The 21,869-nt window shown below is 45.3% G+C and carries 21 protein-coding genes and 1 riboswitch; of the genes, 20 read left to right on the forward strand and 1 reads right to left on the reverse strand.

All coding sequences use genetic code 11. From position 1 onward, the window contains the following. The first annotated feature begins 99 nt into the window (after positions 1-99). The 16 genes from WQ57_RS12475 to WQ57_RS12550 all read left to right on the forward strand — a co-directional run bounded on the left by WQ57_RS12475 (position 100) and on the right by WQ57_RS12550 (position 17,116). Positions 100-588, forward strand: coding sequence for a DUF3907 family protein (locus WQ57_RS12475; RefSeq protein ID WP_046524111.1), 489 nt, complete (start codon positions 100-102; stop codon positions 586-588). Between the two features lie 505 nt (positions 589-1,093). Next, positions 1,094-2,230 carry a D-alanyl-D-alanine carboxypeptidase family protein gene (locus tag WQ57_RS12480; protein ID WP_046524112.1) on the forward strand — a complete coding sequence of 379 codons (1,137 nt, stop codon included), beginning with the start codon at positions 1,094-1,096 and terminating at the stop codon, positions 2,228-2,230. After that, positions 2,223-2,810: a nucleoside recognition domain-containing protein gene (locus WQ57_RS12485; protein WP_046524113.1), complete on the forward strand. Its 588-nt coding sequence runs from the start codon at positions 2,223-2,225 to the stop codon at positions 2,808-2,810. Before WQ57_RS12480 ends, WQ57_RS12485 begins: the two co-directional genes overlap by 8 nt. Positions 2,811-2,817: 7 nt before the next feature. Beyond that, on the forward strand, positions 2,818-3,348 hold the full coding sequence (locus WQ57_RS12490; protein WP_046524114.1) for a spore maturation protein: 531 nt from the start codon (positions 2,818-2,820) through the stop codon (positions 3,346-3,348). Between the two features lie 138 nt (positions 3,349-3,486). Then, on the forward strand, positions 3,487-4,221 hold the full coding sequence (gene rluB / locus WQ57_RS12495) for a 23S rRNA pseudouridine(2605) synthase RluB (protein WP_046524257.1): 735 nt from the start codon (positions 3,487-3,489) through the stop codon (positions 4,219-4,221). A gap of 63 nt (positions 4,222-4,284) precedes the next feature. Then, positions 4,285-4,806, forward strand: a complete 522-nt coding sequence (resA, locus tag WQ57_RS12500) for a thiol-disulfide oxidoreductase ResA (protein ID WP_046524115.1) — start codon at positions 4,285-4,287, stop codon at positions 4,804-4,806. 23 nt (positions 4,807-4,829) lie between these two features. Beyond that, positions 4,830-6,458: a cytochrome c biogenesis protein ResB gene (gene resB, locus WQ57_RS12505; RefSeq protein ID WP_046524116.1), complete on the forward strand. Its 1,629-nt coding sequence runs from the start codon at positions 4,830-4,832 to the stop codon at positions 6,456-6,458. 11 nt (positions 6,459-6,469) lie between these two features. Then, positions 6,470-7,657 (forward strand): c-type cytochrome biogenesis protein CcsB, encoded by a 1,188-nt coding sequence (gene ccsB / locus WQ57_RS12510; RefSeq protein WP_046524117.1) that lies wholly within the window; start codon positions 6,470-6,472, stop codon positions 7,655-7,657. Between the two features lie 198 nt (positions 7,658-7,855). Continuing rightward, positions 7,856-8,572 (forward strand): response regulator transcription factor, encoded by a 717-nt coding sequence (locus WQ57_RS12515; RefSeq protein ID WP_046524118.1) that lies wholly within the window; start codon positions 7,856-7,858, stop codon positions 8,570-8,572. After that, positions 8,569-10,356 carry an ATP-binding protein gene (locus WQ57_RS12520; protein ID WP_046524119.1) on the forward strand — a complete coding sequence of 596 codons (1,788 nt, stop codon included), beginning with the start codon at positions 8,569-8,571 and terminating at the stop codon, positions 10,354-10,356. The genes WQ57_RS12515 and WQ57_RS12520 overlap by 4 nt, the downstream gene beginning before the upstream one ends. A 207-nt stretch (positions 10,357-10,563) precedes the next feature. Then, positions 10,564-11,109 (forward strand): RNA polymerase sigma factor SigX, encoded by a 546-nt coding sequence (gene sigX / locus WQ57_RS12525; RefSeq protein WP_046524120.1) that lies wholly within the window; start codon positions 10,564-10,566, stop codon positions 11,107-11,109. Next, positions 11,087-12,304: a hypothetical protein gene (locus WQ57_RS12530; RefSeq protein WP_046524121.1), complete on the forward strand. Its 1,218-nt coding sequence runs from the start codon at positions 11,087-11,089 to the stop codon at positions 12,302-12,304. The genes sigX and WQ57_RS12530 overlap by 23 nt, the downstream gene beginning before the upstream one ends. A 153-nt stretch (positions 12,305-12,457) precedes the next feature. Next, the gene (locus WQ57_RS12535) at positions 12,458-13,201 is read left to right on the forward strand and encodes a peptidoglycan DD-metalloendopeptidase family protein (protein ID WP_046524122.1); all 744 of its coding nucleotides are present in this window, start codon (positions 12,458-12,460) and stop codon (positions 13,199-13,201) included. 237 nt (positions 13,202-13,438) lie between these two features. Then, a riboswitch (FMN riboswitch) is annotated at positions 13,439-13,568 on the forward strand. A gap of 163 nt (positions 13,569-13,731) precedes the next feature. After that, on the forward strand, positions 13,732-14,310 hold the full coding sequence (locus WQ57_RS12540; RefSeq protein ID WP_046524123.1) for an ECF transporter S component: 579 nt from the start codon (positions 13,732-13,734) through the stop codon (positions 14,308-14,310). Positions 14,311-14,491: 181 nt separating this feature from the next. After that, the gene (locus WQ57_RS12545) at positions 14,492-15,508 is read left to right on the forward strand and encodes a LacI family DNA-binding transcriptional regulator (RefSeq protein WP_338151905.1); all 1,017 of its coding nucleotides are present in this window, start codon (positions 14,492-14,494) and stop codon (positions 15,506-15,508) included. 204 nt (positions 15,509-15,712) lie between these two features. Continuing rightward, positions 15,713-17,116, forward strand: a complete 1,404-nt coding sequence (locus WQ57_RS12550) for a sucrose-specific PTS transporter subunit IIBC (RefSeq protein WP_046524124.1) — start codon at positions 15,713-15,715, stop codon at positions 17,114-17,116. A 233-nt stretch (positions 17,117-17,349) separates the two neighbouring features. Here WQ57_RS12550 and WQ57_RS12555 read toward each other — a convergent pair whose 3' ends face one another. Next, entirely contained in the window at positions 17,350-17,598 is a 249-nt protein-coding gene (locus WQ57_RS12555) for a ferredoxin (RefSeq protein ID WP_046524125.1), read from the reverse strand. A 469-nt stretch (positions 17,599-18,067) separates the two neighbouring features. Here WQ57_RS12555 and WQ57_RS12560 point away from each other — a divergent pair, with 469 nt between their 5' ends. The 4 genes from WQ57_RS12560 to WQ57_RS12575 are packed head-to-tail and all read left to right on the forward strand — an operon-like array spanning position 18,068 to position 21,804. After that, positions 18,068-18,931, forward strand: a complete 864-nt coding sequence (locus WQ57_RS12560; RefSeq protein ID WP_241481530.1) for a YpbB family protein — start codon at positions 18,068-18,070, stop codon at positions 18,929-18,931. Beyond that, positions 18,928-20,427 carry a RecQ family ATP-dependent DNA helicase gene (locus WQ57_RS12565; RefSeq protein ID WP_046524127.1) on the forward strand — a complete coding sequence of 500 codons (1,500 nt, stop codon included), beginning with the start codon at positions 18,928-18,930 and terminating at the stop codon, positions 20,425-20,427. The genes WQ57_RS12560 and WQ57_RS12565 overlap by 4 nt, the downstream gene beginning before the upstream one ends. Next, the gene (locus tag WQ57_RS12570) at positions 20,420-21,022 is read left to right on the forward strand and encodes a CPBP family intramembrane glutamic endopeptidase (protein ID WP_046524128.1); all 603 of its coding nucleotides are present in this window, start codon (positions 20,420-20,422) and stop codon (positions 21,020-21,022) included. Before WQ57_RS12565 ends, WQ57_RS12570 begins: the two co-directional genes overlap by 8 nt. After that, entirely contained in the window at positions 21,019-21,804 is a 786-nt protein-coding gene (locus tag WQ57_RS12575; RefSeq protein WP_046524129.1) for a LysM peptidoglycan-binding domain-containing protein, read from the forward strand. The genes WQ57_RS12570 and WQ57_RS12575 overlap by 4 nt, the downstream gene beginning before the upstream one ends. The last annotated feature ends 65 nt before the right edge of the window (positions 21,805-21,869 follow it).

Genomic DNA, 21,869 nt, shown 5'->3' on the forward strand with positions numbered 1-21,869 from the left:
GAACAACAAGGTGGCTATGAGGTTTCTCCTTTGGAGTTTATTCTCCAGCCGGCTTCTCGCACCAACTCGTAAGGCATACAATCTTTGGGGGTGGATTTATTGGGGAATACGATTGTGGAGACGCAAATAAAAGAGGTTAAAGACTTTTTAGGCAGCACTGTTGAAAAGCTTGAAACCTTCTTAAATACGACAACCTTAAAGTCCCTTGAGGAAGAGGAGCAAGGAGATGCCGACTTCTATCGCCATATTCTTTCTTCCATACGCAGGCTTGCCGTATTTTGTGAAGAGGGCCTTGAAGCGTGCAAGGTGATAGCGGGTTCCCAGCCGTTCTCCAAAGGAGCGGCGGAGAAGACATTGTATCGCATCTACATTCACTGCATCGAGGAGTTTTACTCGCCGAAGAGCGATATCTGGTTTGAAGACAGCCGGGCAGCTTACACTGGGAAAAATGCAATCAAGTTCCGGGATACTGTCCCTTCAAAAGTGACAAAACTGCTTGCGTCACTCGAGGGAGATTTTCAAAAAATAAGAGAAGAACTTGAATATTACGAAACCGATTACCGGACAAAGATGCTGCAATCGAAATAAAGACAAAGCGGCAAAACATAAGTAGTTGGGTTTTGAAATGCACAAATTAAAATCACCATTGCTATTCGAACGTTATTCGCGTTTAAATTGGCAAAGATGCTTGGAGCAATGTGTCTCCAAGCATTTTTTGTTGGGTTTGAATAATAAACGGAAGAATGCCGCTTAAATCGGGAAATGTCATCATTTCCCGAAATATAAGAGGAGTTTTTCCGTTTATATTAATCTAATCCTTGGTATTTGGCCTATTTAGAGGAGTTAATCGGAATTCTTCCGCTTATTTTTGCCTCCAAAGCCACGCTATATACATTAACCGGAATTTGTCCCCCTATGTAACCTTGCCTCCACGACATATCAACCAAGAATAAGAACAACGTCTTTTTATTTCAGTGCCGGGGGCATCCCCTTAATAATCAGCCAGCTTTGCCGTCAAAGCGTTTTGGAGTCATAACATACCTTGTCCTGCATAAACTTGTACAAACTCCCAAAGAGAGGCGAGGTCTGTGCAATGATTAAAAAAGGGATGATTTTTACACTGCTGCTTATCTTGCTTATTCACCATATTCCCGGGCTGGCGACAGCGTCAGGATCGGTTAGTGCGAGAAATGCTATTTTAATGGAACAGAACTCCGGGCGGGTGCTTTATGAGAAGAAGGCGCATGACCGCCAGCGCATTGCCAGTATCACGAAAATCATGACCGCCATTTTGGCAATTGAATCTGGCAAGCTGGATGAACAGGTGAAGGTAAGCAGCCGGGCAGCTGGAACGGAGGGATCATCCCTCTATTTGATGGGGGGAGAAAAAACGAAGCTGGAAGACTTGGTATACGGGCTTATGCTTAGGTCGGGAAATGATGCGGCAGTGGCCATTGCCGAGCATGTTGGGGGGAGCCTGGAAGGCTTTGTCTTCCTAATGAATCAAAAAGCAGCAGAAATCGGAATGGAAAATACGCACTTTGCAAATCCACATGGCCTTGATGATCATGAAAACCATTATTCCACGGCATATGACATGGCTTTGCTGACAAGGTATGCCATGAATAACGAAACCTACAGGAAAATATCAGGCACCAAGGTGCACCGCGCGCCTAATCCTAATGAGTCATGGGACCGGGTGTGGAAAAACAAGAACAGGCTGTTGACCGAACTCTACAAATATACTACTGGCGGCAAGACGGGTTACACCAAAAGGGCAAAAAGGACGCTTGTTACAACAGCAGCAAAGGGTGAGTTGGAACTTATAGCCGTGACGCTGAATGGACCGGACGACTGGAACGACCATATTTTCATGTATGAAAGAGGGTTCGAACAGTACGATTTGGCTGAAATATTGCCGGCGGGGACCATCAAAGGCATTAAGGAGCAGGTTTATAGGGGAAAGGTGTACCTGGATCACTCTTTTGATTACCCGATTACTCAAGATGAGGAAGAGAAAGTTAGAGTGCAATACAAGCTCTTGAAGCCGGATGGTGCTGGAGAGGAAGCGGCTATTCCCGATGTGGTAGGCAAGGCAGTGGTCTATCTAGACAATGACATCATCATGGAAATGCCCATTTATTATAAGCACCAGGCTGTAAAGAAAAAAAACTTCCTGGATAGGTTCAAAAATATTTTCATGTCAGCAGCAGGTATAGAGCATGGTTAATTATATTTGGGTGTTCATGACAATTATCGGTCTGGTTTTCGCAGCAATAAATGGGACGATGTCGGAAGTGAACGAGGCGGTTTTCAAGGGAGCGACAGAAGCTGTAACTCTGTGCATCGGTCTTATTTCCGTCCTTGTATTCTGGCTGGGAATGATGAGGATCGCCGAAACCGCCGGGCTTCTTGATAAGCTCTCCAGCCTGTTCCGGCCCTTTGTCACAAAACTGTTTCCTGAAGTGCCCGCGGGACATCCAGCCATGGGGTACATTTTGTCTAATATGATGGCCAATATGTTTGGTCTCGGCAATGCGGCGACACCATTGGGCATAAAGGCAATGGAGGAGCTGAAAAGGCTGAATGGGGGAAAAGATTATGCAAGCCGGTCGATGATCACTTTTTTAGCGATCAACACGTCCAGCATTACCCTGATCCCGACCACAGTCATTGCCATCAGGATTACCTATGATTCAGCGGCCCCTACCTCAATAGTGGGCCCTACCCTCATGGCCACTTGCTTTTCAGCTGTGGCTGCAATATTGATTGACAGGTACTTCCATTACCGAAGAAGCCGAAAAGGATGAGGTATTCATGCAAATAATTTCTGCCGTGTCTCTTTGGTTCATTCCTGTGCTGATAGGATTCATACTGATCTATGGTACATTAAAAAAGGTTCCAACGTATGAAACCTTTGTGGAAGGAGGAAAGGAAGGCATTAAAATGGCTGTTTCCATCATTCCGTTCCTGGTCGGCATGATGGTGGCCATTTCCGTTTTCCGTGCTTCGGGAGCTCTCGATTATATGATGGAATATATTAGGCCTATTATTGAAAAAGCAGGGATCCCGGCAGAGGTCATCCCGCTGGCAATTATTCGTCCCATATCGGGTAATGCTGCCCTGGGGATGACCAGCGACTTGATATCAGCCCACGGCCCGGATTCTTTCATTGGCATACTTGCTTCGACGATACAAGGTAGCACCGACACCACTTTTTATGTCTTAACCGTCTATTTTGGGGCTGTCGGCATCAAGAAAATGGGAGATGCCTTAAAAGTGGGGCTTTTGGCAGACTTGGCGGGCTTCGCTGCCGCCATCATAGTTGTTACGATCCTTTTTGGATAAAAACCGGATACCTTGCGAAAGGTATCTTTTTTATTGTGTTCGTTACTTTGAAATATGGCTGTTTTATGTCATAATGCATAGGGATAGTCTATATTGAAATAGTTTTGTCTGGAAGATATGAAATTGGGAGTGACCAAATTGGAAAGATTGCAAAAGGTAATCGCACATGCTGGAGTCGCTTCAAGAAGAAAAGCGGAAGAATTGATTCTTGAAGGGAAAGTAACAGTGAATGGCAGTGTCGCAAAGGAACTTGGCATAAAGGTGAGTCCCTCGGACCGGATTGAAGTAAACGGTATTCCGCTGGAGCGTGAACAGCCGGTATATTTTCTGCTTTATAAACCTCGCGGTGTGATATCCAGTGTAAAGGATGACAAGGGCAGAAAAGTAGTCACGGACTTCTTTGAACATGTGGAACAGCGAATCTACCCGGTTGGAAGGCTGGATTATGATACATCCGGAGTTCTGCTCCTGACCAATGACGGAGAATTTGCCAATCTGCTTATGCATCCAAGCAGTGAAGTGGACAAGGTGTATGTCGCCAAGACAAAAGGCGTCCCGGCAAAGGAATCGCTCAGGAAGCTTGAAAAGGGAATACAGCTGGAAGATGGCAAAACAGCCCCGGCGAAAGTCAAGCTGTTGTCGATCGACAAGAAAAAGCAGACAGCAATTGTAGAACTGACCATTCATGAAGGCCGTAATCGCCAGGTACGAAGGATGCTGGAAGCGATTGGCCACCCCGTTCTAAAACTTAAGCGTGAACGCTATGGGAATCTAACCTTGCAAGGACTTAGTGCCGGGGAAAAGAAAGAACTGACTCCTCATGAAGTAAAACAACTGAGGACACTCGCAACCGAAAAAAGACAAAAAAGATAATACCCTTATTCATTAGATGCTAATGGTATAATAAGTGAATTGAACCTTGGGGGAGGATGGCTTATGAAAAAGCAGCGTCTTGTGCTCAGGACAGCAATCCTGCTGGTTTTGATTGCAGCTGTGGGTTATACTCTATATGCAAATTTCACCAAAGATGACATACAAAAGGTGGAGGTAGGAAAAACGGCTCCGGATTTTGTCCTCGTTGATATGGAGGGCGAAAAACACAGGCTTTCCGATTACCGCGGCGAAGGGGTATTCCTCAATTTTTGGGCTACATGGTGCAAGCCTTGTGAACGCGAAATGCCTTATATTGATAATCAATACCAGCATTTTAAAGATAAGGGAGTCAAGGTTTTAACGATTGATGTAGGAGAATCGGAGCTTGTTGTAAATAACTTTATCGAACGGCATAATCTTAGTTTTCCGGTCATGATCGACAAGGGTGAGGTTCAGACTGCGTATGGAATCAATCCGCTTCCGATCACCTTCCTGATTGATAAGGATGGGAAAGTGGTCCGCTCACATACAGGCGAACTCAATGAATCTACTGTCCGTCAGTTTATGGAAGAAATACAACCTTAAAGGGGAAACAGGGAGTTAGTGGTATGAATGAAGTGAAATGTGAATGCGGGCATGTGAACCCGCATGGAACTGTTCTTTGTGAATCATGCGGCAACATACTTGAGGAGAAGGAAAGGCAAAAGCAGCTCGTCGACATGCGCTATGAGGGAAGTGCCAGAAGGTCCCAAACCTATAATAAAACCATAGTGGACAAAATCTGGAATTTCTTTTCTTCCGTTAAAGTAGGAGTATGGCTGATTGTTGTAACGCTTGTTGCATCGGCGCTTGGTACCATCCTTCCGCAGGAAATGTATATTCCCCCAGTGGGAACGGCCGCTGAATATTATGAGGATCAATACGGCTGGTTCGGGAAACTATATTATGACCTCGGGTTCCATAATTTATACAGCTCATGGTGGTATTTAATTTTAATTGCTTCCATCGGCATTTCCCTTGTCATATGCAGTCTCGACCGTGTAGTCCCGTTATACAGGGCCTTGAATAAGCAGCGGGTGACCAGGCATGAAGGCTTCCTGAAGCGCCAGCGCCTGTTCGGGGTTTCCGACACTCCTCCGAGCAGCGACTCACTCCAGAAGCTGAAGGATAATTTGAAAAAAAAGCGTTATTCCATTCGTGAAGAAAACGGCAACATCCTGGCAGAAAAAAATCGCTTTTCACGCTGGGGCCCATACGTTAACCATGTCGGGCTTATTATTTTCCTGATTGGCGGAATGCTGAGGTTTGTCCCTGGTATGTATATCGACCAGGTAGTTTGGATCCGCGAGGGGGAAACGAAAGTAATTCCTGAAACAGAAGGAGAATACTACCTCCATAACGATCAATTCATACTTGAACTCTATGATAAAGAAAATGATGGAGAAGTATTTGGAGAAGCTCTTGATCGAAATGGCATGGTTGTCAAGAACTACCAGTCCAATGTGACACTGTACAAAAAAGATGGAGACACTGTACCTGGTGAGGAACCTGAACTTGATAAGGTAAAGGATTTCCAGATACGGGTAAATGAGCCGCTAAAGTTTGAAGGCTTTGCTCTATACCAGGTTGATTATAAGCTGAATGAGCTCAATAAAATGACCTTCACGCTGCAGGAAAAAGAGACAGGTAAAGAGTTTGGCGAAATTCAAATTGACTTGTTTGATCCGAAAAAAAGCTATGAACTGGCAAACGGCTATTCTGTTGATGTAATGAGCTATTTTCCGGATTTCGAATTTAATTCCGATGGGGAGCCGGCAACAAAATCCCGTATCCCCAATAATCCTGCCTTTATCTTTAAAATGATCACACCGGACAACCCGGAGGGAGAAATCAGTTTTGTTGCCATCCAGGAAACGATTGAGCCTATGGGCGATAATGAATATAAAATGGCCTTCAAAGCAGCGGAAACAAAGAATGTCGCAGGGCTTACAGTCAGAAAGGACCTTACGCTCTGGATTATTTCGCTTGGCGGGCTGATCTTTATGATTGGAGTTGTCCAGGGAGCCTATTGGAACCATCGCCGTCTATGGGTCCGTGCCGTTGACGGAAAGGTCTGGACAGCCGGGCATACAAATAAAAACTGGCATGGGTTGAAAAGGGAACTTGACGACATTTTTGCCGGAACGGGATTGGACGTTCCTAAAGAACAATTAACAGATGATGGGAAAAAGGGGTAAGGGGGAGAACCATGGTCTCATTAAGTTCTAATCTGCTTTATATTGCATTTGTCCTTTATCTTGTGGCCACTGCTTTTTTTGGCGGTGCGATCAAGGGAAAAAAAGAGGGACAGGAAGCCAAAGGCTCAAATAAATGGGCGAAGATCGCGATTACCATTACGATTGCCGGCTTCATAGCCCAACTGGGGTATTTTATAACCAGATGGATTGCTGCAGGCCACGCACCAGTAAGCAATCTTTTCGAATTCACGACATTTTTCGGAATGAGCCTTGTGGGTGCGTTTATTGTTATTTATTTTATGTACCAAACACCGCTTCTCGGGGTATTTACCCTTCCGGTTGCGATTTTAATCATCGCCTATGCGAGCATGTTCCCGCGGGAAATATCTCCATTGATTCCTGCGCTCCAGAGTGACTGGCTGCATATCCATGTGACTACAGCTGCTCTTGGTGAGGCCATTTTGGCCGTATCCTTCGCAGCAGGCCTGATTTATTTAATCAAGTCTGTAGACCAGTCGGTTAAAACCAAGAGCACCTTCTGGCTGGAGGCTGTCATGTATGGAATCGTCAGCACCATCGGCTTTATTGTCGTAGCATCCATATTTTCATTTGCCGATTACCAGGCGGAATTTACTTATACCGACAAAAATGGTGTGCAAGCAACTTACGAGTATCATATGCCTGCACTGATTGGCCCCAATGAGGGTGAGTTGATAACCGAGGGACGCTTTGCTCCGATTGTGGAAACACCGGCAATCATTAATTCCAAAAAGCTCAATACGGTTATCTGGTCACTTGCAGCCGGACTTTTGCTGTATTGGCTGATTAGGCTTGTTGCCCGGAAGCGGCTGGCAGCCATCCTCAAACCGCTGGTGAAGAACGTAAACCTGGACCTGGTTGATGAGATCAGTTACCGCTCCGTTTTGATTGGTTTTCCTGTATTTACCCTCGGGGCTCTGATTTTCGCCATGATTTGGGCACAGATTGCCTGGACAAGGTTCTGGGGCTGGGATCCCAAAGAAGTATGGGCATTGATTACATGGCTCTTTTATGCAGCTTTCCTTCATTTGCGCCTTTCAAAAGGCTGGCATGGGGAAAAATCGGCGTGGCTGGCTGTCATTGGGTTCGTTATCATCATGTTCAATCTCATTGTGGTCAATCTTGTTATTGCCGGGCTGCACTCCTATGCAGGCTCCTAAACATAATTGGTTTGAAAAAGGTCTTCACTTTATTAAGTGGAGACCTTTTCATTTGGGGAATATTGTCCCCTGAATTTTGTTCAAGTGTAAATATGTCTATTTTATGTCGAAGAAATGAGTTAACATTATTGTGAAGATGAAAAATAATAGCAACATGTTAAATCATTATGTAAAATGTTCACAGGAGGGATTTGCCTAATGGAAAAGGACGTAAAAATTTTAGTTGTAGATGATGAAGAAAGAATCAGACGTTTATTAAAAATGTACCTTGAAAGAGAAAATTATATAATTGACGAAGCTGAGGACGGAAATGTAGCCCTGGCAAAGTCGCTGGCCCACGATTATGATGTCATTCTCCTGGATTTGATGATGCCAGGAAAAGATGGCTTGGAAGTATGCCGTGAACTGAGAGAGAAAAAGTCCACACCAGTCATCATGCTGACGGCAAAAGGAGAAGAAGTGAACAGGGTACAAGGATTTGAAGTAGGTACGGATGACTACATTGTTAAACCTTTCTCACCCAGGGAAGTGGTGCTGAGAGTCAAGGCCATGCTTCGCCGATCCTCCAGTACAACCTATCTTCAGACAGAGACGACTGCAAAGGATGTAATCGTTTTCCCTCACTTAACCATCGACAATGATGCTCACAGGGTTACGGCTGATGGCAAAGAGGTCAGCCTGACTCCAAAAGAATATGAATTGCTGTATTTCCTTGCAAAAGCCCCTGATAAAGTTTTCGACCGCGAACAGTTATTGAAGGAAGTATGGCATTACGAATTTTTCGGCGATTTGAGGACGGTAGATACTCATGTTAAGCGTCTGCGCGAAAAGCTGAACAAAGTATCCGAACAGGCCGCCAAAATGATCGTAACGGTATGGGGGGTTGGCTACAAATTCGAGGTTGTCAATGAATGATGCTTTGGCGTAGTATAGTCGGGAAATTATGGGTAACCATCCTGCTGCTTGTTTCATTTGTTCTTTTCCTGCTGACCATTATGCTGGTCGAATTCTTTGAGAACCATAATATCAATGAAACAAGAACACAATTAACCTATACCGCTGAAAAAATTTCCCGGGTCCTTGAAGAGCATAATCAGGATCAGGCCGATTTTGAAATTGGACTTGAAATTGCCTGGGGGCTGCTGGATGAAGTGACAAAGGTTGTGGTGGTGCTCGATGAAGAGACCTATTTTTATTCTCCCAACTCGGAGGACAGCAGGCTGCCGATTTCCTTCTTGATAGAAGACGGCGAGTTGCTCTCTGTTTTGCGTGAAAATAAAAATATCGACAAGATTGCTGCGCTTCCATTGGAGGAAGAAACCGATTCCCGATTAATGATTATAGGTGTTCCGCTCTATGAGGGTCAGGGTGGAAGCGGAGCTGTTTTTATTTACCAATCATTAGAAGTTGTAGAGGAAACCACCAGAAATACGACTAAGTTCGTCCTGCTGGCCGCAGGTATAGCGATCGTGTTGACGACAATATTTGCCTTCTTCCTGTCGACAAGAATCACTGCTCCCCTGAGAAAAATGCGGGAAGCGGCCTTTGAGGTGGCAAAAGGGAAGTTCGATACAAAAGTCCCGATCCTGACGAGGGATGAGATGGGAGAGCTTGCAACTGCCTTCAATCAGATGGGCAGGCAGCTGAAGTTCAACATGAACGCCCTGAGCCAGGAAAAGGAACAGCTTTCCAGTATACTCAGCAGCATGGCAGATGGGGTCATTACTTTTAATCAGGATGGAACCATCCTGATTACCAACCCGCCTGCCGAGCAGTTCTTGCGGTATTGGTATTATCAGCAGGGAGCCATGGACGACTCCGATGCACTTCCCCCGCAATTCATGGAATTGTTTCAGCTGGCCGTCAATACGGGGAAGGAACAGGTGGGAGAAATGAATGTCCAGGGGCGGTCATGGGTGGTGATTGTAAGCCCGCTCTACAACAAGAAGGCAATTCGGGGGGCAGTAGCCGTTGTCAGAGATATGACGGAAGAACGGAAGCTGGACAAGCTCCGGGATGACTTCATCGCAAATGTTTCGCATGAGCTAAGAACCCCCATTTCAATGCTGCAAGGTTACAGTGAGGCGATTGTGGATGGAATCGCGGAAACAAACGAAGAGAAAGTGGAGATGGCCCAGATCATTTATGATGAGTCGCTGAGAATGGGCCGGCTTGTGAATGAACTGTTGGATCTGGCTCGCATGCAGGCAGGGCATATTCAGCTCGCTACGGAAATAACAGAGATTGAGCCCTATATTAATCGGATAATCCGTAAATTCCAGACGCTTGCAAAAGAAAAGAATCTTGAATTGCGTACCTCTTTTGATTTGTCCGAGAGCGAGTTTCGCTTTGATCCAGACAGAATCGAACAAGTGCTGACCAACCTGCTTGACAATGCAATAAGGCATATAGGGGAGCACTCCACGATTACCGTATCCGTAAAGTCCATGGATCGTGCCATCTATTTTGAAGTCAGTGATGAAGGGCCAGGCATACCTGAAGAAGACCTTCCATTCCTTTTTGAGCGCTTCTACAAGGGCGATAAATCCCGTACGAGGGGCCGTTCCGGAACCGGCCTCGGGCTTGCTATCGCCAAAGATATCATTGAAGCTCATTCAGGAAGTATTTCAGTAAACAGCAAACTTGGACAAGGGACGACATTTTCCTTTTTTATTCCACGCATTCCAGACGTGAAATAAAGAATTTTGACGACTTATCTTGATTCACACGGAACATTTGCCAGTCTCTTTGTTAAGCCATCCGTTATCTCGGATGGCTTTATTATTCCCTTTAAAGTCAATGCGCTAAAAATCTTCCTTCCCTTTTTTTATATAAAAGAATATAGTAAAGATGAAACTTTTTATACTTAAGAACGACTAATATTTTGAAATGCGGAGGGATTGGAAATGGACTCCGTTTTTGATCATTTGTATCAAAAATACCATCAGGATTTATTCCGGTTTTTGTTTTATATGGTGAAGGACCGGGAGCAGGCCGAAGACCTTGTCCAGGAAGTTTATATACGTGTTCTTAAATCATACAGCCGCTTTGAAGGAAAAAGCAGTGAAAAGACATGGCTGTTTTCGATAGCGAAAAATGTTGCGATCGACCATTTTCGAAAGCAAAAGGGTTGGAAGAACTGGCTGTCGGAAAAGATCGACCTTTCAACAGCCCATGTCAGGGACCATTTGCCATTACCTGAAGAGATAGCAGAGCAAAGGGAAGAAATTCAAATGATGTACCAATGTCTGGATCAATGTACGGTAGACCAAAAGATGGTCATCATTCTTAGATATATCCACGAACTGTCCATCAGCGAAACAGCAGAAGCCCTTGGCTGGACTGAAAGCAAAGTGAAGACCACCCAGCACCGTGCGATAAAGGCGCTGAAAAAGCACATGGAAGCAATGGAAGAGGAAGTGATGCCTAGTGGGAAAGTTAAAGCTGAATGATAGGCAGGTTGAGGAATTATTAAAGGAGCTGCCCAAGCTGGAGGATGGGCGGCGGCCTGAGGAAATCTATAGGAATGTCGCCGCGAATCTCCGGAAGAGAAGGCAAAGGTCCTGGTTTATGCCTGCACTCGCTTCAGCAGCAGCCGCGGCTTTGTTTTTCATCCTTTCACCCGGACTTGGCTTACAGCAAGAACAAACTGCCAGGCAGGAGAGTTCCATGGACCACGCTGGCACCAGCACTGAAATGAAAGATGTCGGATCTCTAACACATGCCGGCGATGGCAGCCAGATGAACGCTTCCTTATCAACAGATGCGGAGCCGGCAAAGGAGGAGATTGGAATTTCTTCCATTCAGCCTACGGCCGTCTACAAGCAGGATTTGGAGACTTACGAGGCGCTTACTTATGCAATTCCCGATGCGAATGCGCAAATTGCCGTGCCAGTAACCGTCCTCGTTAAGAAGGCTGGTAAAAAAAACTGGTTTGAACAGTTTGAGGAAACAATGCCGAAACTGACGGAGGAAGAATGGGGCCTAATGGATTACTATCCTCTCAGTGCAGATATCAGTTATGACCAGGCCAGCAAGACAGTCAATGTAGATGTGCCTGAAGGTCATCCATACGGTTTCGGATCAGCTGCTGAAACCTGGTTTTTGACAGTTCTGGAGGACTCCTTGCCCCATGATAAAGTGAATAGAGTTTCCTTCTCGACCGAGGGGCGGAAAGGTATCGAGCTAGGGAATACGGGTGAAAAGTTTGAATTGCCACTGCCTCAGCCTCAGCCTCAGCCTGAGGGTCACGCATACCTTTTTTATTACCGGGATGAAGGGGAAGAAAGCGTCCCGTATATGGTGCCTGCCAATGAAAGTTTCAATACGTTTAGGGAGGCGCTGGAAGCTATGGCTGTCAATCGGGAAGAGTTTGGCTTAAGAGCTTCCCTGCCGGAGAACTTTGCCCTCGAAGGAGCTTTGATAAAGGAAAATGGTCCTGTGCTGCATCTGGAGTTGCCTCAAGGGTCCTCTTTTGAAGAAAGCTTCATATATAGTCTGGAAGCGATTATGCTGACAGCAAAAAGCTTTGGCTATGAGGCTTTGAAGATAGATAATGCGGAACCCAGCGAGATTGGTCCCTTTAACTTGAATGAATCACTGGAATTACCAGTCGGAGCAAATAAAAAAATAATCGGTTTAAATTAGCGCCTGGCTCTAGCCAGGTTTTTTTATTGCATAATTTAACTTCAGGATGCCAAATAATAACACCATGCGTTTTTCCCTTGCCTGCAAAGAAAGATATCCATAAAGGGCCAGTCATAGGGGAAAAAGGATAGATACTTGATTAGGAGGAAAAAGATGCAGGACGAACTTAAGCGCCTGTTGCATGCAGGAGTGGCTGCAGTTTGCGTCAGCCTGTTTTTTTTCAGTGCCACCCATCCACAGGCAGAAGGGATTCAGGGTCAGACGGACCACTGGATTTGGCCTGCGGGCGGAGAAATCACGGATACTTATGGAACGAGAGAGGGGCTGCACAAGGGAATAGATATAGCCTCCAGACTTGGTTCCCCTGTTTACGCTGTGGATGGAGGAATCATTACAAAGTCATATTATTCCAGTACATATGGACATGTTGTATTTATTAAGCATGAAAATCAATTTGAAACGGTGTATGCCCATTTGCATAAGAGACATGCCTTTGAAGGGGAAAAAGTTAAGCAAGGGGAGTTAATAGGCGTGATGGGCAACACCGGGGATTCCTCTGGTGTACATCTCCACTTTGAAGTCCATCAGCAGCAGTGGACCTACAGCAAGGAAAATGCTGTCGACCCTGACAAAGCGCTGGGGTCCGCGGAAATCGGACAGGCTGTTATTGCGCAATCAAGGCTTCGTAAAGATGGTTCCGTTGAAACGGCAGGCAAACTGGAGGCAGACGAAAAGGATTCACCAATTGCTCCTTCTTCATCTCTTTATGTGGTAAGCAATGGAGATACTTTATTTGCGATTGCAGGAAAGACGGGAGTCAGCGTAGAAAGCCTCATGACAAGAAACAATCTTCAGTCCGACGCCATACAAGTGGGACAAAAACTGAGGATTAAATAGGCTTAACGAAGAAGGGCAGGAAATTAACAGCCGGTGTCAGGACCCTAAATGAGCAGAGGAGGTTCAAAAACATCAGAACATGGCAGGAACAATCCGCTTTTGGATTGTTCCTGCCATGTTCTTTTTTTAATCATGCTGCAACTGCCAAGCAATTTGTCCTTGAAATGATTGAGTAATGAAGCAGAGTACTTCACAAAGTTTTTTTTATTCAGTATAATAAGCTTGTAATTTAATAGGATCTATCTTCGGGGCGTGGTGAAATTCCCGACCGGCGGTGATGAGTCAATCTCTAAGCCCGCGAGCCGTTAAGGCAGGATTTGGTGCGAATCCAAAGCCGACAGTACAGTCTGGATGGGAGAAGATGGAGGTTCTGCAGGCGTTCAAAAAATGCAGGTAATTTGAACGTTTATTAGGATTGCCTTGTAATTTCTCCCCCGAGCATTAAAAGCTTGGGGGTTATTTATTTTCCGGGCATCCCAGTTTTGCTGAACCTTTCTTCTTTGAGGTGGATCAAAAAAGGAGAGAGGAAAATGAAAAAGTATAGTATCAAAGCCTTAGTTTCAATCGGAATGCTGAGCAGTATATCCTATGTCTTAATGTTATTGAATTTCCCGCTGCCGCCATTTCCAAATTTCTTGATGATTGATTTCAGCGACATACCTGCATTGATCGCTGCCTTGATTTTTGGACCTGCCGCCGGTGTGCTTGTCGAATTGTTTAAGAACGTCCTGGATTATTTCATGACAGGAAGCGCAACTGGTGTCCCAGTGGGCCATATTGCGAATTTCGTTGCAGGGATTTTGTTCGTCCTGCCTACCTATTATATATACTCCAAGCTGAAATCGAAGAAAGGCATGACTGTTGCCCTCATTTCCGGGACAGCCATTATGGCCGTGGTGATGAGCGTGCTGAACTATTTCGTCATTATGCCAGCCTATACGTTATTCCTTAACATGCCAGCAATGGATTCGCCTTCCTTGCGCGCAATGATCGTCACCGGAATCCTGCCGTTCAACATTCTCAAAGGCTTGTTGATCACAGCCGTATTTATGCTTTTGTTTACGAGAATGGGTACCTGGATTACAAGCCAGCAATATAAAAGTGCATAGTTGCCCTTAGCGGGGTTTAATAGATGAAAGCAGCGGGTTTACCCGCTGCTTTTTCATGTACTCCGCCCATAGCGATTTAGCATCCTCCTTATTGGAAAAACCCCGTATCAGTCCTCATGATCACACAAAGTGAGCGTAAAACCCGCCCCTTTGTTTTATGCTATAATAAGGGAGAATTTTTTTGAGTGAGGCTGATGAACTGATGTTGACAATCAAGGAGATTGCGGATATGGCAAATGTGTCACGTACGACTGTTTCACGGGTGCTTAATGATTCGGGATATGTGAGTATAAAGGCGAGAGAACGGGTTCTAAAGGTAATTGAAGAGACGGGCTATGTTCCAAGCCAGCATGCTAAATCCCTCAGGACCAAGAAGTCGAAGGTAATCGGGGTGGTGATTCCGAAACTTGGAACGGAAACATCTGGCCGTCTGGTCAACGGAATGAATGAAGTTTTCAGCCAATATGGCTACCAGATTCTACTGACGAGTTCCAATTTGGCACCGCAAAAGGAGATAGAGTACCTTAGCCTTCTGAAAAGCCGGCAAGTGGACGGAATCATTCTGACTGCCACGAATGTGAGCGACCAACTAATTGCCGGAATCAGGCAGCTTCGGATGCCGTTTGTAGCCGTTGGCCAGAACATTCCCGGTGTGTCCAATGTTGTATACGATGATCTGAATGCTGCCAAGATAATGACGAGACTTCTGATTGAGCGCGGCCGAAAGAATATTGCTTTTATTGGTGTTCCCGAAAGTGATCAGGCTGTCGGGGTTCTTCGGAAGCAGGGCTTTCTCGATTCAATGAAGGAACATTGCCTAAACATCAGGAAAGAATGGATTATTGAGTCGGACTTTAGCATTTCCTCAGGGTATTCCGCCATGGAGAGGATTATGGAAAGAGTCGTGGGAGGGGTTATTCCCGACGGGGTTTTCTGTGTAACCGACAGAATTGCCATTGGTGCCATTCAACACCTAAAAGAAACAGGGCTGAAGGTGCCGCAGCAAATATCGATAACGGGGATAGGAGCATCAGATCTTTCAAAATATGTTGAGCCTCCGCTTACGACAATGGATTATGAAAACGAAAAAGCCGGACAGGAAGCAGCCAAAATTCTGCTTGCCCAAATCGAACGCAACGAAGATTTCCAAAAAACGGTAATCCTAAATGGTAGACTGATCAGGAGAGATAGTTTATAATCGGATGTGAAATCGATTTCCTATGGAAAGCCCTTACAAATCAACAGCCCTTTTTTATAAAAAAATTCTACTGCCAATAGTCAAGTTCATATTTCTATGGAATTGTAACCCTTTATGGAATCGATTCCATTCTATATGACCAAATATGGAATCGATTTCATAGTCCAGCCCTATTAATTAGTTCTAAAGAGGAGGTTCGCCGAAATGGCAGAAAATCGCGATATCGCAAAAAGCATTATCGACGCAGTTGGGGGTCAGGAAAACATTCTTTCAGCCGCCCATTGTGCCACTAGGTTAAGAATCATGGTGAAAGACAAGGAGAAAATCGACAATGAACGTGTGGAAGAGATCGAAAAGGTGAAGGGTGCCTTCTTCAATTCGGGTCAGTTTCAGATTATTCTTGGCACCGGCACCGTCAACAAAATATACGAAGAAGTGACTAAGCTAGGGATAAACAGCTCAACGAAGGGGGAACAGGCGGAGGAAGCAGCCAAGAGCGGCTCTCGATTCCAGCGTGCCATTCGAACATTCGGCGACGTATTCGTCCCGATTATTCCGGCCCTTGTAGCAACAGGTTTGTTCATGGGTCTGCGCGGCCTGGTCATGCAGGAGGAAATCCTAAGGCTGTTTGGCATGACGCCAGGTGATATTTCAGAGAATTTCCTGCTTTTCACACAGATTTTAACCGATACAGCTTTCATTTTCCTCCCGGCGCTGGTTGCCTGGTCAACTTTCCGTGTTTTTGGCGGCTCCCCCATTATCGGCCTTGTCCTTGGATTGATGCTTGTCAGTCCCGCCCTGCCTAACGCATGGGGAGTTGCAGGAGGAGAAGTGGAACCACTTATGTTCATGGGTTTCATTCCGGTGGTAGGCTACCAGGGATCCGTTCTTCCAGCGTTCATCGCCGGTATTGTCGGGGCCAAGCTTGAAAAGCAAATTCGCAAACGTGTTCCCGATGCCTTTGATTTGATTATCACACCTTTTCTTACATTGCTTATCATGATTTTCCTGGCCTTGTTTGTTATTGGTCCCGTTTTCCACATGGTAGAAGAGTATATTTTAGCTGGAACCATTGCTGTTCTTGAATGGCCATTTGGGATTAGCGGACTCCTTATCGGCGGTTTAAACCAAATCATTGTTGTTTCAGGTGTCCATCACGTGTTCAACATGCTGGAGATATCCCTTTTGGAAAGCCTTGGCTACAACCAATATAATGCGATTGTTACTTGTGCTGTAGCCGCGCAGGGCGGTGCAGCGCTGGCTGTCGGTCTTAAAACAAAAACCAAGAAGCTTAAGGCGCTGGCTCTTCCGTCATCACTGTCTGCTTTCCTTGGGATTACGGAACCGGCAATCTTCGGGGTTAATCTTCGATACGGTAAACCGTTTATCATGGGATTGATTGGCGGCGGTGTCGGCGGATTCTTCGCCAGCATCTTTGGACTGAAAGCAACGGGCATGGCGATTACAGTTATCCCTGGAACCTTGCTCTATCTCAACGGCCAAATCCTGCTGTACTTGCTCGTCAATATCATTGCCATTGCAACAGCATTCGTCCTGACCTGGATGTTCGGTTTTTCTGATGAAATGCTGAAAGAGCAGCAGCAGTAACCCATTGAATCTTCCTTTGCTATGGCAGAATGTTTAGGTGATGCTGATAGGTGTCGAAAGCACTTCCTGCCCTTTGCCTGCCTTACAGAATGAATAAATAAAAAGACTGCAGACACGCACGATGAAGATCGGGTGTGTCTGCAGTCTGTGAAACCTGCTGAAAAAGCAGGTTTTTTACCCTTTTGAAGATGTGTCTTCGCCAAGGATCCTGGCGAGTCTTCAGGATAGGCTCACTATTCGAACTTTAATGGATCTCCCTCGAATGGCTCATCTGCCACTTTGATGGAATCAGTAGGGCAGCCTTCGAAAGCATCCATCATATCATCTAATAGAACATCAGGAATTTCGACAATCCCTTCGTTCTCATCCAATGTTACAAATGCAATGCCCTCATCATCATAATCATAGATGTCCGGAGCTGCTGCACCGCACGCACCGCATGCGATACAAGTTTCTTTGTCAACAATCGTATACTTTGCCATGAAAAAACCTCCCGTAATTTAAACACATTGTATCGTTTTCGTGAAACGGAAAATGAAAACGTCATCCTCATGTTTATTGTAAGACTGTATCATGAACTTTTCAATAAAAAAAACATTGAGAATCCTTATCACCGCCAGTGTTTTGCCTTGATATTGTCTATATGGTTAAACTGTATGATTTATTTTCGTGCTAAAATGAAACAAGGGAGATTGAACAGCAGGTGTACACCTGTATTATTCCTCTCGAAAAATAATATAAACCGGGTGATTAAAAGTGGCGTTATCGTATAGTGAGGCCCTTTTCCTTTACTGTTTCAAAAAAATAAAAGATGAAAGGACCATCTACTCGCTTTTTCACTTGTTCCAGGGTAAGAAGTCATCCCAGACCATTCAGGATGCCCATTTATATAACTTGACTCCTTTCTTTCAGGCATTTCCTTTTTTAACAAGACAGGAGTTGGAAAGCAAGGTGATCAGTCTTCAAAACAAGGGGCTGCTTATCCAAAAAGCACCTGAGCATTTTATCCTGTCGGATAAGGGGGAAAGGGAGCTTAGCTTGTTTGTGACTAGACGCCCCATGCCTCCCAGGTATTTGGACGGGTGGAAATACCATCACCTAACATCTTTATTTTGGCAAAGGCTGTCGCTTCTGGTCCAGGTTGCATCCAACCTTGTGCACCAGAAAAGGCAGTTTATACCTGTGCAAAATAAGCAAGAGACACTTGACTGGGTTAAGGACTATATCAGAAGGCAAAATCTCAGCCGGGAGGAATTGGGGCACGGAATTTTCAAGGAACTTTCCCACTGCCTGATTCAGTGTGAGGGAGAGCCGGCAGTATTGGTACGGCGGCTTACCGGCCATGATAGAATTGGGTTGACATCCATCCAGGCTGCTGATGAGCTGGAAATGGAGCATGTCCATTACCGGCTGGAATTTTTAAATATAGTGCACTTTATCCTTCATAAGGCGGTGGAAACGCCAGGCTGTTTTCCGCTGTTGGACGGCATCATCAGGGATATTGAAAAGCCCGTCCCTTTTACGCTGTCTACCGAAAAAACGTATCAGTTAATAAAGAAGGGTTACACACCAGGACAGATTGCCCAGGTGAGAAATTTAAAATTAAGCACTATTGAAGATCATATAGTAGAAATTGCTCTTCATCTTAAAGACTTTGACCTAGAGGCATATGTACCTAAAAGCAAGCAGGAAAGAATCCTGCAGGCTGCCCAAAACACTTCCGCAAAAAAACTGAAGCAAATACGTGACCAAGTCGCCGATGCCAATTATTTTGAAATAAGGCTGGTGATGGCCAAAAATGGTGATAAATCATGAATCTTGAACAGGCACTAAATCGATATTTTCAATTTCCTTCTTTTAAGCCCGGCCAGAAAGAGACAATACAGTCAATACTTGCAGGCCGTCATGCTATCGCCATGCTGCCTACAGGGACGGGTAAATCCCTATGCTATCAGCTTCCAGGCTACATGCTCGATGGCCCGGTCCTGATTGTTTCGCCGCTGCTTTCCCTGATGCAGGATCAGGTTGAACAGCTGAAAGGAAGGGGAGAAAAGCGGGTAGTAGCGCTTAATTCCTTTTTAACCCCAATCGAGAAAAGAAATGCTTTATCAAGTCTGCAAAATTATAAATTCATTTTTATTTCCCCAGAAATGCTTGGGACACGATTGGTAATCAACAAATTGAAGAGTTTGAGGATTTCCCTCATCGCGATTGATGAAGCGCATTGTATCTCACAGTGGGGATACGATTTCAGGCCGGATTATTTAAAACTTGGAGAAGTGAGGCAGGTTCTGGGCAATCCTGCAACCCTTGCCTTGACTGCGACTGCGACGGAGGAAGTGAGGAAGGACATTGCCCGGCTGCTAAAGCTGGATTCATGGGATGAGCATGTTCTTTCGGTAGACCGTCCGGAAATCTCCATGTCGGTTGAAATATTGGGGCAGCAGGAAAAATTGCAGCGGGCCTTCGAGCTTGTTTCAAACCTTCAGGGTCCGGGCATTATCTATTTTTCAAGCAGAAAGATGGCAGAACATGTGGCAGCTTTCCTTAGGGACAAGGGAGAACAGGCGATGGCTTACCACGGAGGGCTTGACCAGGAAAGCCGTATTCTCATACAGCAGCAATTCCTGAATGGACAGTTCAATGTTGTCTGCGCAACAAGCGCATTCGGAATGGGAATCAATAAAGGAGATATAAGGTATGTCATTCATTACCATCTTTCGCTCCAGCTAGAGTCCTACCTTCAGGAAATTGGCAGGGCTGGCAGGGATGGAAATAAGAGCCTGGCTGTCCTGCTTTATGCGCCAGGAGATGAACAGCTGAGCTACCAGCTGGCAGAAGCAGAGCTCCCTGAAAGTGCCCAGGTAGGAAGGCTGTTCGCTTTAATAAGAGAGAAGTGTTTTGAACCAGATGATGTGGAGGAGAATGCGGAGTTCCTTTCAGCTTCTTGTGGCTTTAGCGAAACTCAATGGCGGATCGTCGCAAATTTCCTCAAAAGTTTGAGACAGGAGCCTGCGGAAAGACTGAAAGAGCAAATAGAGCGATTTGCAGAAAAAAGGCTGCTGATAAAGAAATCGCAAATAGAAAACATGGTCCGCTATATCCTTCATGATGGATGCAAACGGGAGTACATCCATTATCATTTTGGGGAGAAGCACTGCTTTGAAGTGACAAATTGCTGCAGTTTTTGCGGCCTGGATTTTGTTAACTTCCGCAAGCATCTTGCATCCCCCGAACTACCAATACAATATGACTGGAAGAAAGAACTGGCTTCCATGTTATTGGCACAAGCAGGCGATTTCAATGAATAAAGACAAATACAGTGAATTGGTGAAGGGGCTTTCCGATAGGGAACTTCTTTTCCATCTATACTTTACACAAATATTACTCTTAACGATTTCATTTATTTTAGGTATAGTATTATTTGACAGGATGTCTAATATTTCGACTCTTTTTAATTGGGGGGATTCCCTTGTTTGGACAGTCGGATTGGGAGGCGCACTGGCTGTAGTAGGAGTGGATCTTCTTTTGATGAAGATCCTGCCCCCAAGGCTCTACGATGACGGAGGGCTGAATGAGAGGATTTTCCGCGGCAGGAACATTCTCCATATTGCTGTTATTGCTGCCGTTGTTGCATTCAGCGAGGAATTGTTGTTTCGCGGGGTAATCCAGACCCATTTCGGCCTAGTGGTCTCGAGCCTGGTTTTTGCTTTAGTTCACTACCGCTATTTGTTTAACTGGTTTTTGTTTTTGAACATTATTCTGCTTAGTTTTTTAATCGGGTATATTTACCTGGTTACTGAAAATCTGGCTGTGACAGTTACCATGCACTTCTTTATTGACTTTTTCCTAGGCATTGTCATACGTTTTCGAAATACGCAGCAAACAGGAAGGGATGTTGAATGAATAAGGAAGTTCCTTATCGTGACGAGGCGGAGCGTTTGCGGAAGAAAATCGAGCGGACGCCGGCACAGTCTTTCGAAGAAAAGCAGGAATTGCCGTCGAGAAGCAGGGTTCATGCCAATAAGCGTCATAAAAGCAATTGGAAGCCCAAATACCCGGTAATCCGCCTTCTCGTCATGTTTTTTATCTTGATGCCTATCTCCATTTTTGGTGCCTACCACTATTTGAACGGACAAAGTGGCAAGGTGGCGGGCAATGCCGCTGAAACAGGCGGCTATGAAAAAATAAGTGTAGAAAAAAACTCGTCCGAACGGGAGACCCGGGTTGAAATCGAGGAAAAAAACCTGGAAAGCAAGGAAGTGTCTGCTCCGATTACGCCGGCTCCGCTGAGCAGGGATTCAGCTCCTTCGGAAGCAGAAGGAAAAGAGACCTCAGGTTCGGGAATGGAGGATATTCCGAAAGAAAACAAACCTGCCGGGGAAGGGAAAAAAGATAATGATGCAAACGCTCAGCAAGGGCAAGGACAAACAGTGGAACAGCCAGAACAGGCGACCGAGCCTGAAAAAACTGCTGAGGAACCTGAACAAAGTGATGAGCAGCCTGAACAAACGGCAGATGGCACCAAAATTGTTTATCACACAGTTCGACAAGGAGAAAATCTATTCCGAGTATCCATGAAATATTATCAGTCCCAGAGCGGCATGGAGATAATCAGAAAAGCCAATAACTTAAATGGTGATGAAATACAGCTTGGACAGGTGTTGAAAATCCCCTTGAATAATTGAAGAAAGGCCGGCGAATGAATCGCTGGCCTTTTTTCATATTTAAGGGGACAAGTTCATATATTTCC

It is taken from the genome of Mesobacillus campisalis (assembly GCF_000986785.1).
Lineage (GTDB): Bacteria > Bacillota > Bacilli > Bacillales > Cytobacillaceae > Mesobacillus_B > Mesobacillus_B campisalis.

Bases quoted from the DNA above. Each gene is read 5' to 3' on its own strand.
- WQ57_RS12520 (WP_046524119.1), top strand. From the start codon at position 8,569: ATGATGCTTTGGCGTAGTATAGTCGGGAAATTATGGGTAACCATCCTG.
- WQ57_RS12515 (WP_046524118.1), top strand. From the start codon at position 7,856: ATGGAAAAGGACGTAAAAATTTTAGTTGTAGATGATGAAGAAAGAATC.
- ccsB (WP_046524117.1), top strand. From the start codon at position 6,470: ATGGTCTCATTAAGTTCTAATCTGCTTTATATTGCATTTGTCCTTTAT.
- WQ57_RS12570 (WP_046524128.1), top strand. From the start codon at position 20,420: ATGAATAAAGACAAATACAGTGAATTGGTGAAGGGGCTTTCCGATAGG.
- WQ57_RS12480 (WP_046524112.1), top strand. From the start codon at position 1,094: ATGATTAAAAAAGGGATGATTTTTACACTGCTGCTTATCTTGCTTATT.
- sigX (WP_046524120.1), top strand. From the start codon at position 10,564: ATGGACTCCGTTTTTGATCATTTGTATCAAAAATACCATCAGGATTTA.
- WQ57_RS12490 (WP_046524114.1), top strand. From the start codon at position 2,818: ATGCAAATAATTTCTGCCGTGTCTCTTTGGTTCATTCCTGTGCTGATA.
- WQ57_RS12565 (WP_046524127.1), top strand. From the start codon at position 18,928: ATGAATCTTGAACAGGCACTAAATCGATATTTTCAATTTCCTTCTTTT.
- WQ57_RS12555 (WP_046524125.1), bottom strand. From the start codon at position 17,598: ATGGCAAAGTATACGATTGTTGACAAAGAAACTTGTATCGCATGCGGT.
- WQ57_RS12540 (WP_046524123.1), top strand. From the start codon at position 13,732: ATGAAAAAGTATAGTATCAAAGCCTTAGTTTCAATCGGAATGCTGAGC.
- WQ57_RS12550 (WP_046524124.1), top strand. From the start codon at position 15,713: ATGGCAGAAAATCGCGATATCGCAAAAAGCATTATCGACGCAGTTGGG.
- resA (WP_046524115.1), top strand. From the start codon at position 4,285: ATGAAAAAGCAGCGTCTTGTGCTCAGGACAGCAATCCTGCTGGTTTTG.
- WQ57_RS12485 (WP_046524113.1), top strand. From the start codon at position 2,223: ATGGTTAATTATATTTGGGTGTTCATGACAATTATCGGTCTGGTTTTC.
- WQ57_RS12535 (WP_046524122.1), top strand. From the start codon at position 12,458: ATGCAGGACGAACTTAAGCGCCTGTTGCATGCAGGAGTGGCTGCAGTT.
- WQ57_RS12575 (WP_046524129.1), top strand. From the start codon at position 21,019: ATGAATAAGGAAGTTCCTTATCGTGACGAGGCGGAGCGTTTGCGGAAG.
- resB (WP_046524116.1), top strand. From the start codon at position 4,830: ATGAATGAAGTGAAATGTGAATGCGGGCATGTGAACCCGCATGGAACT.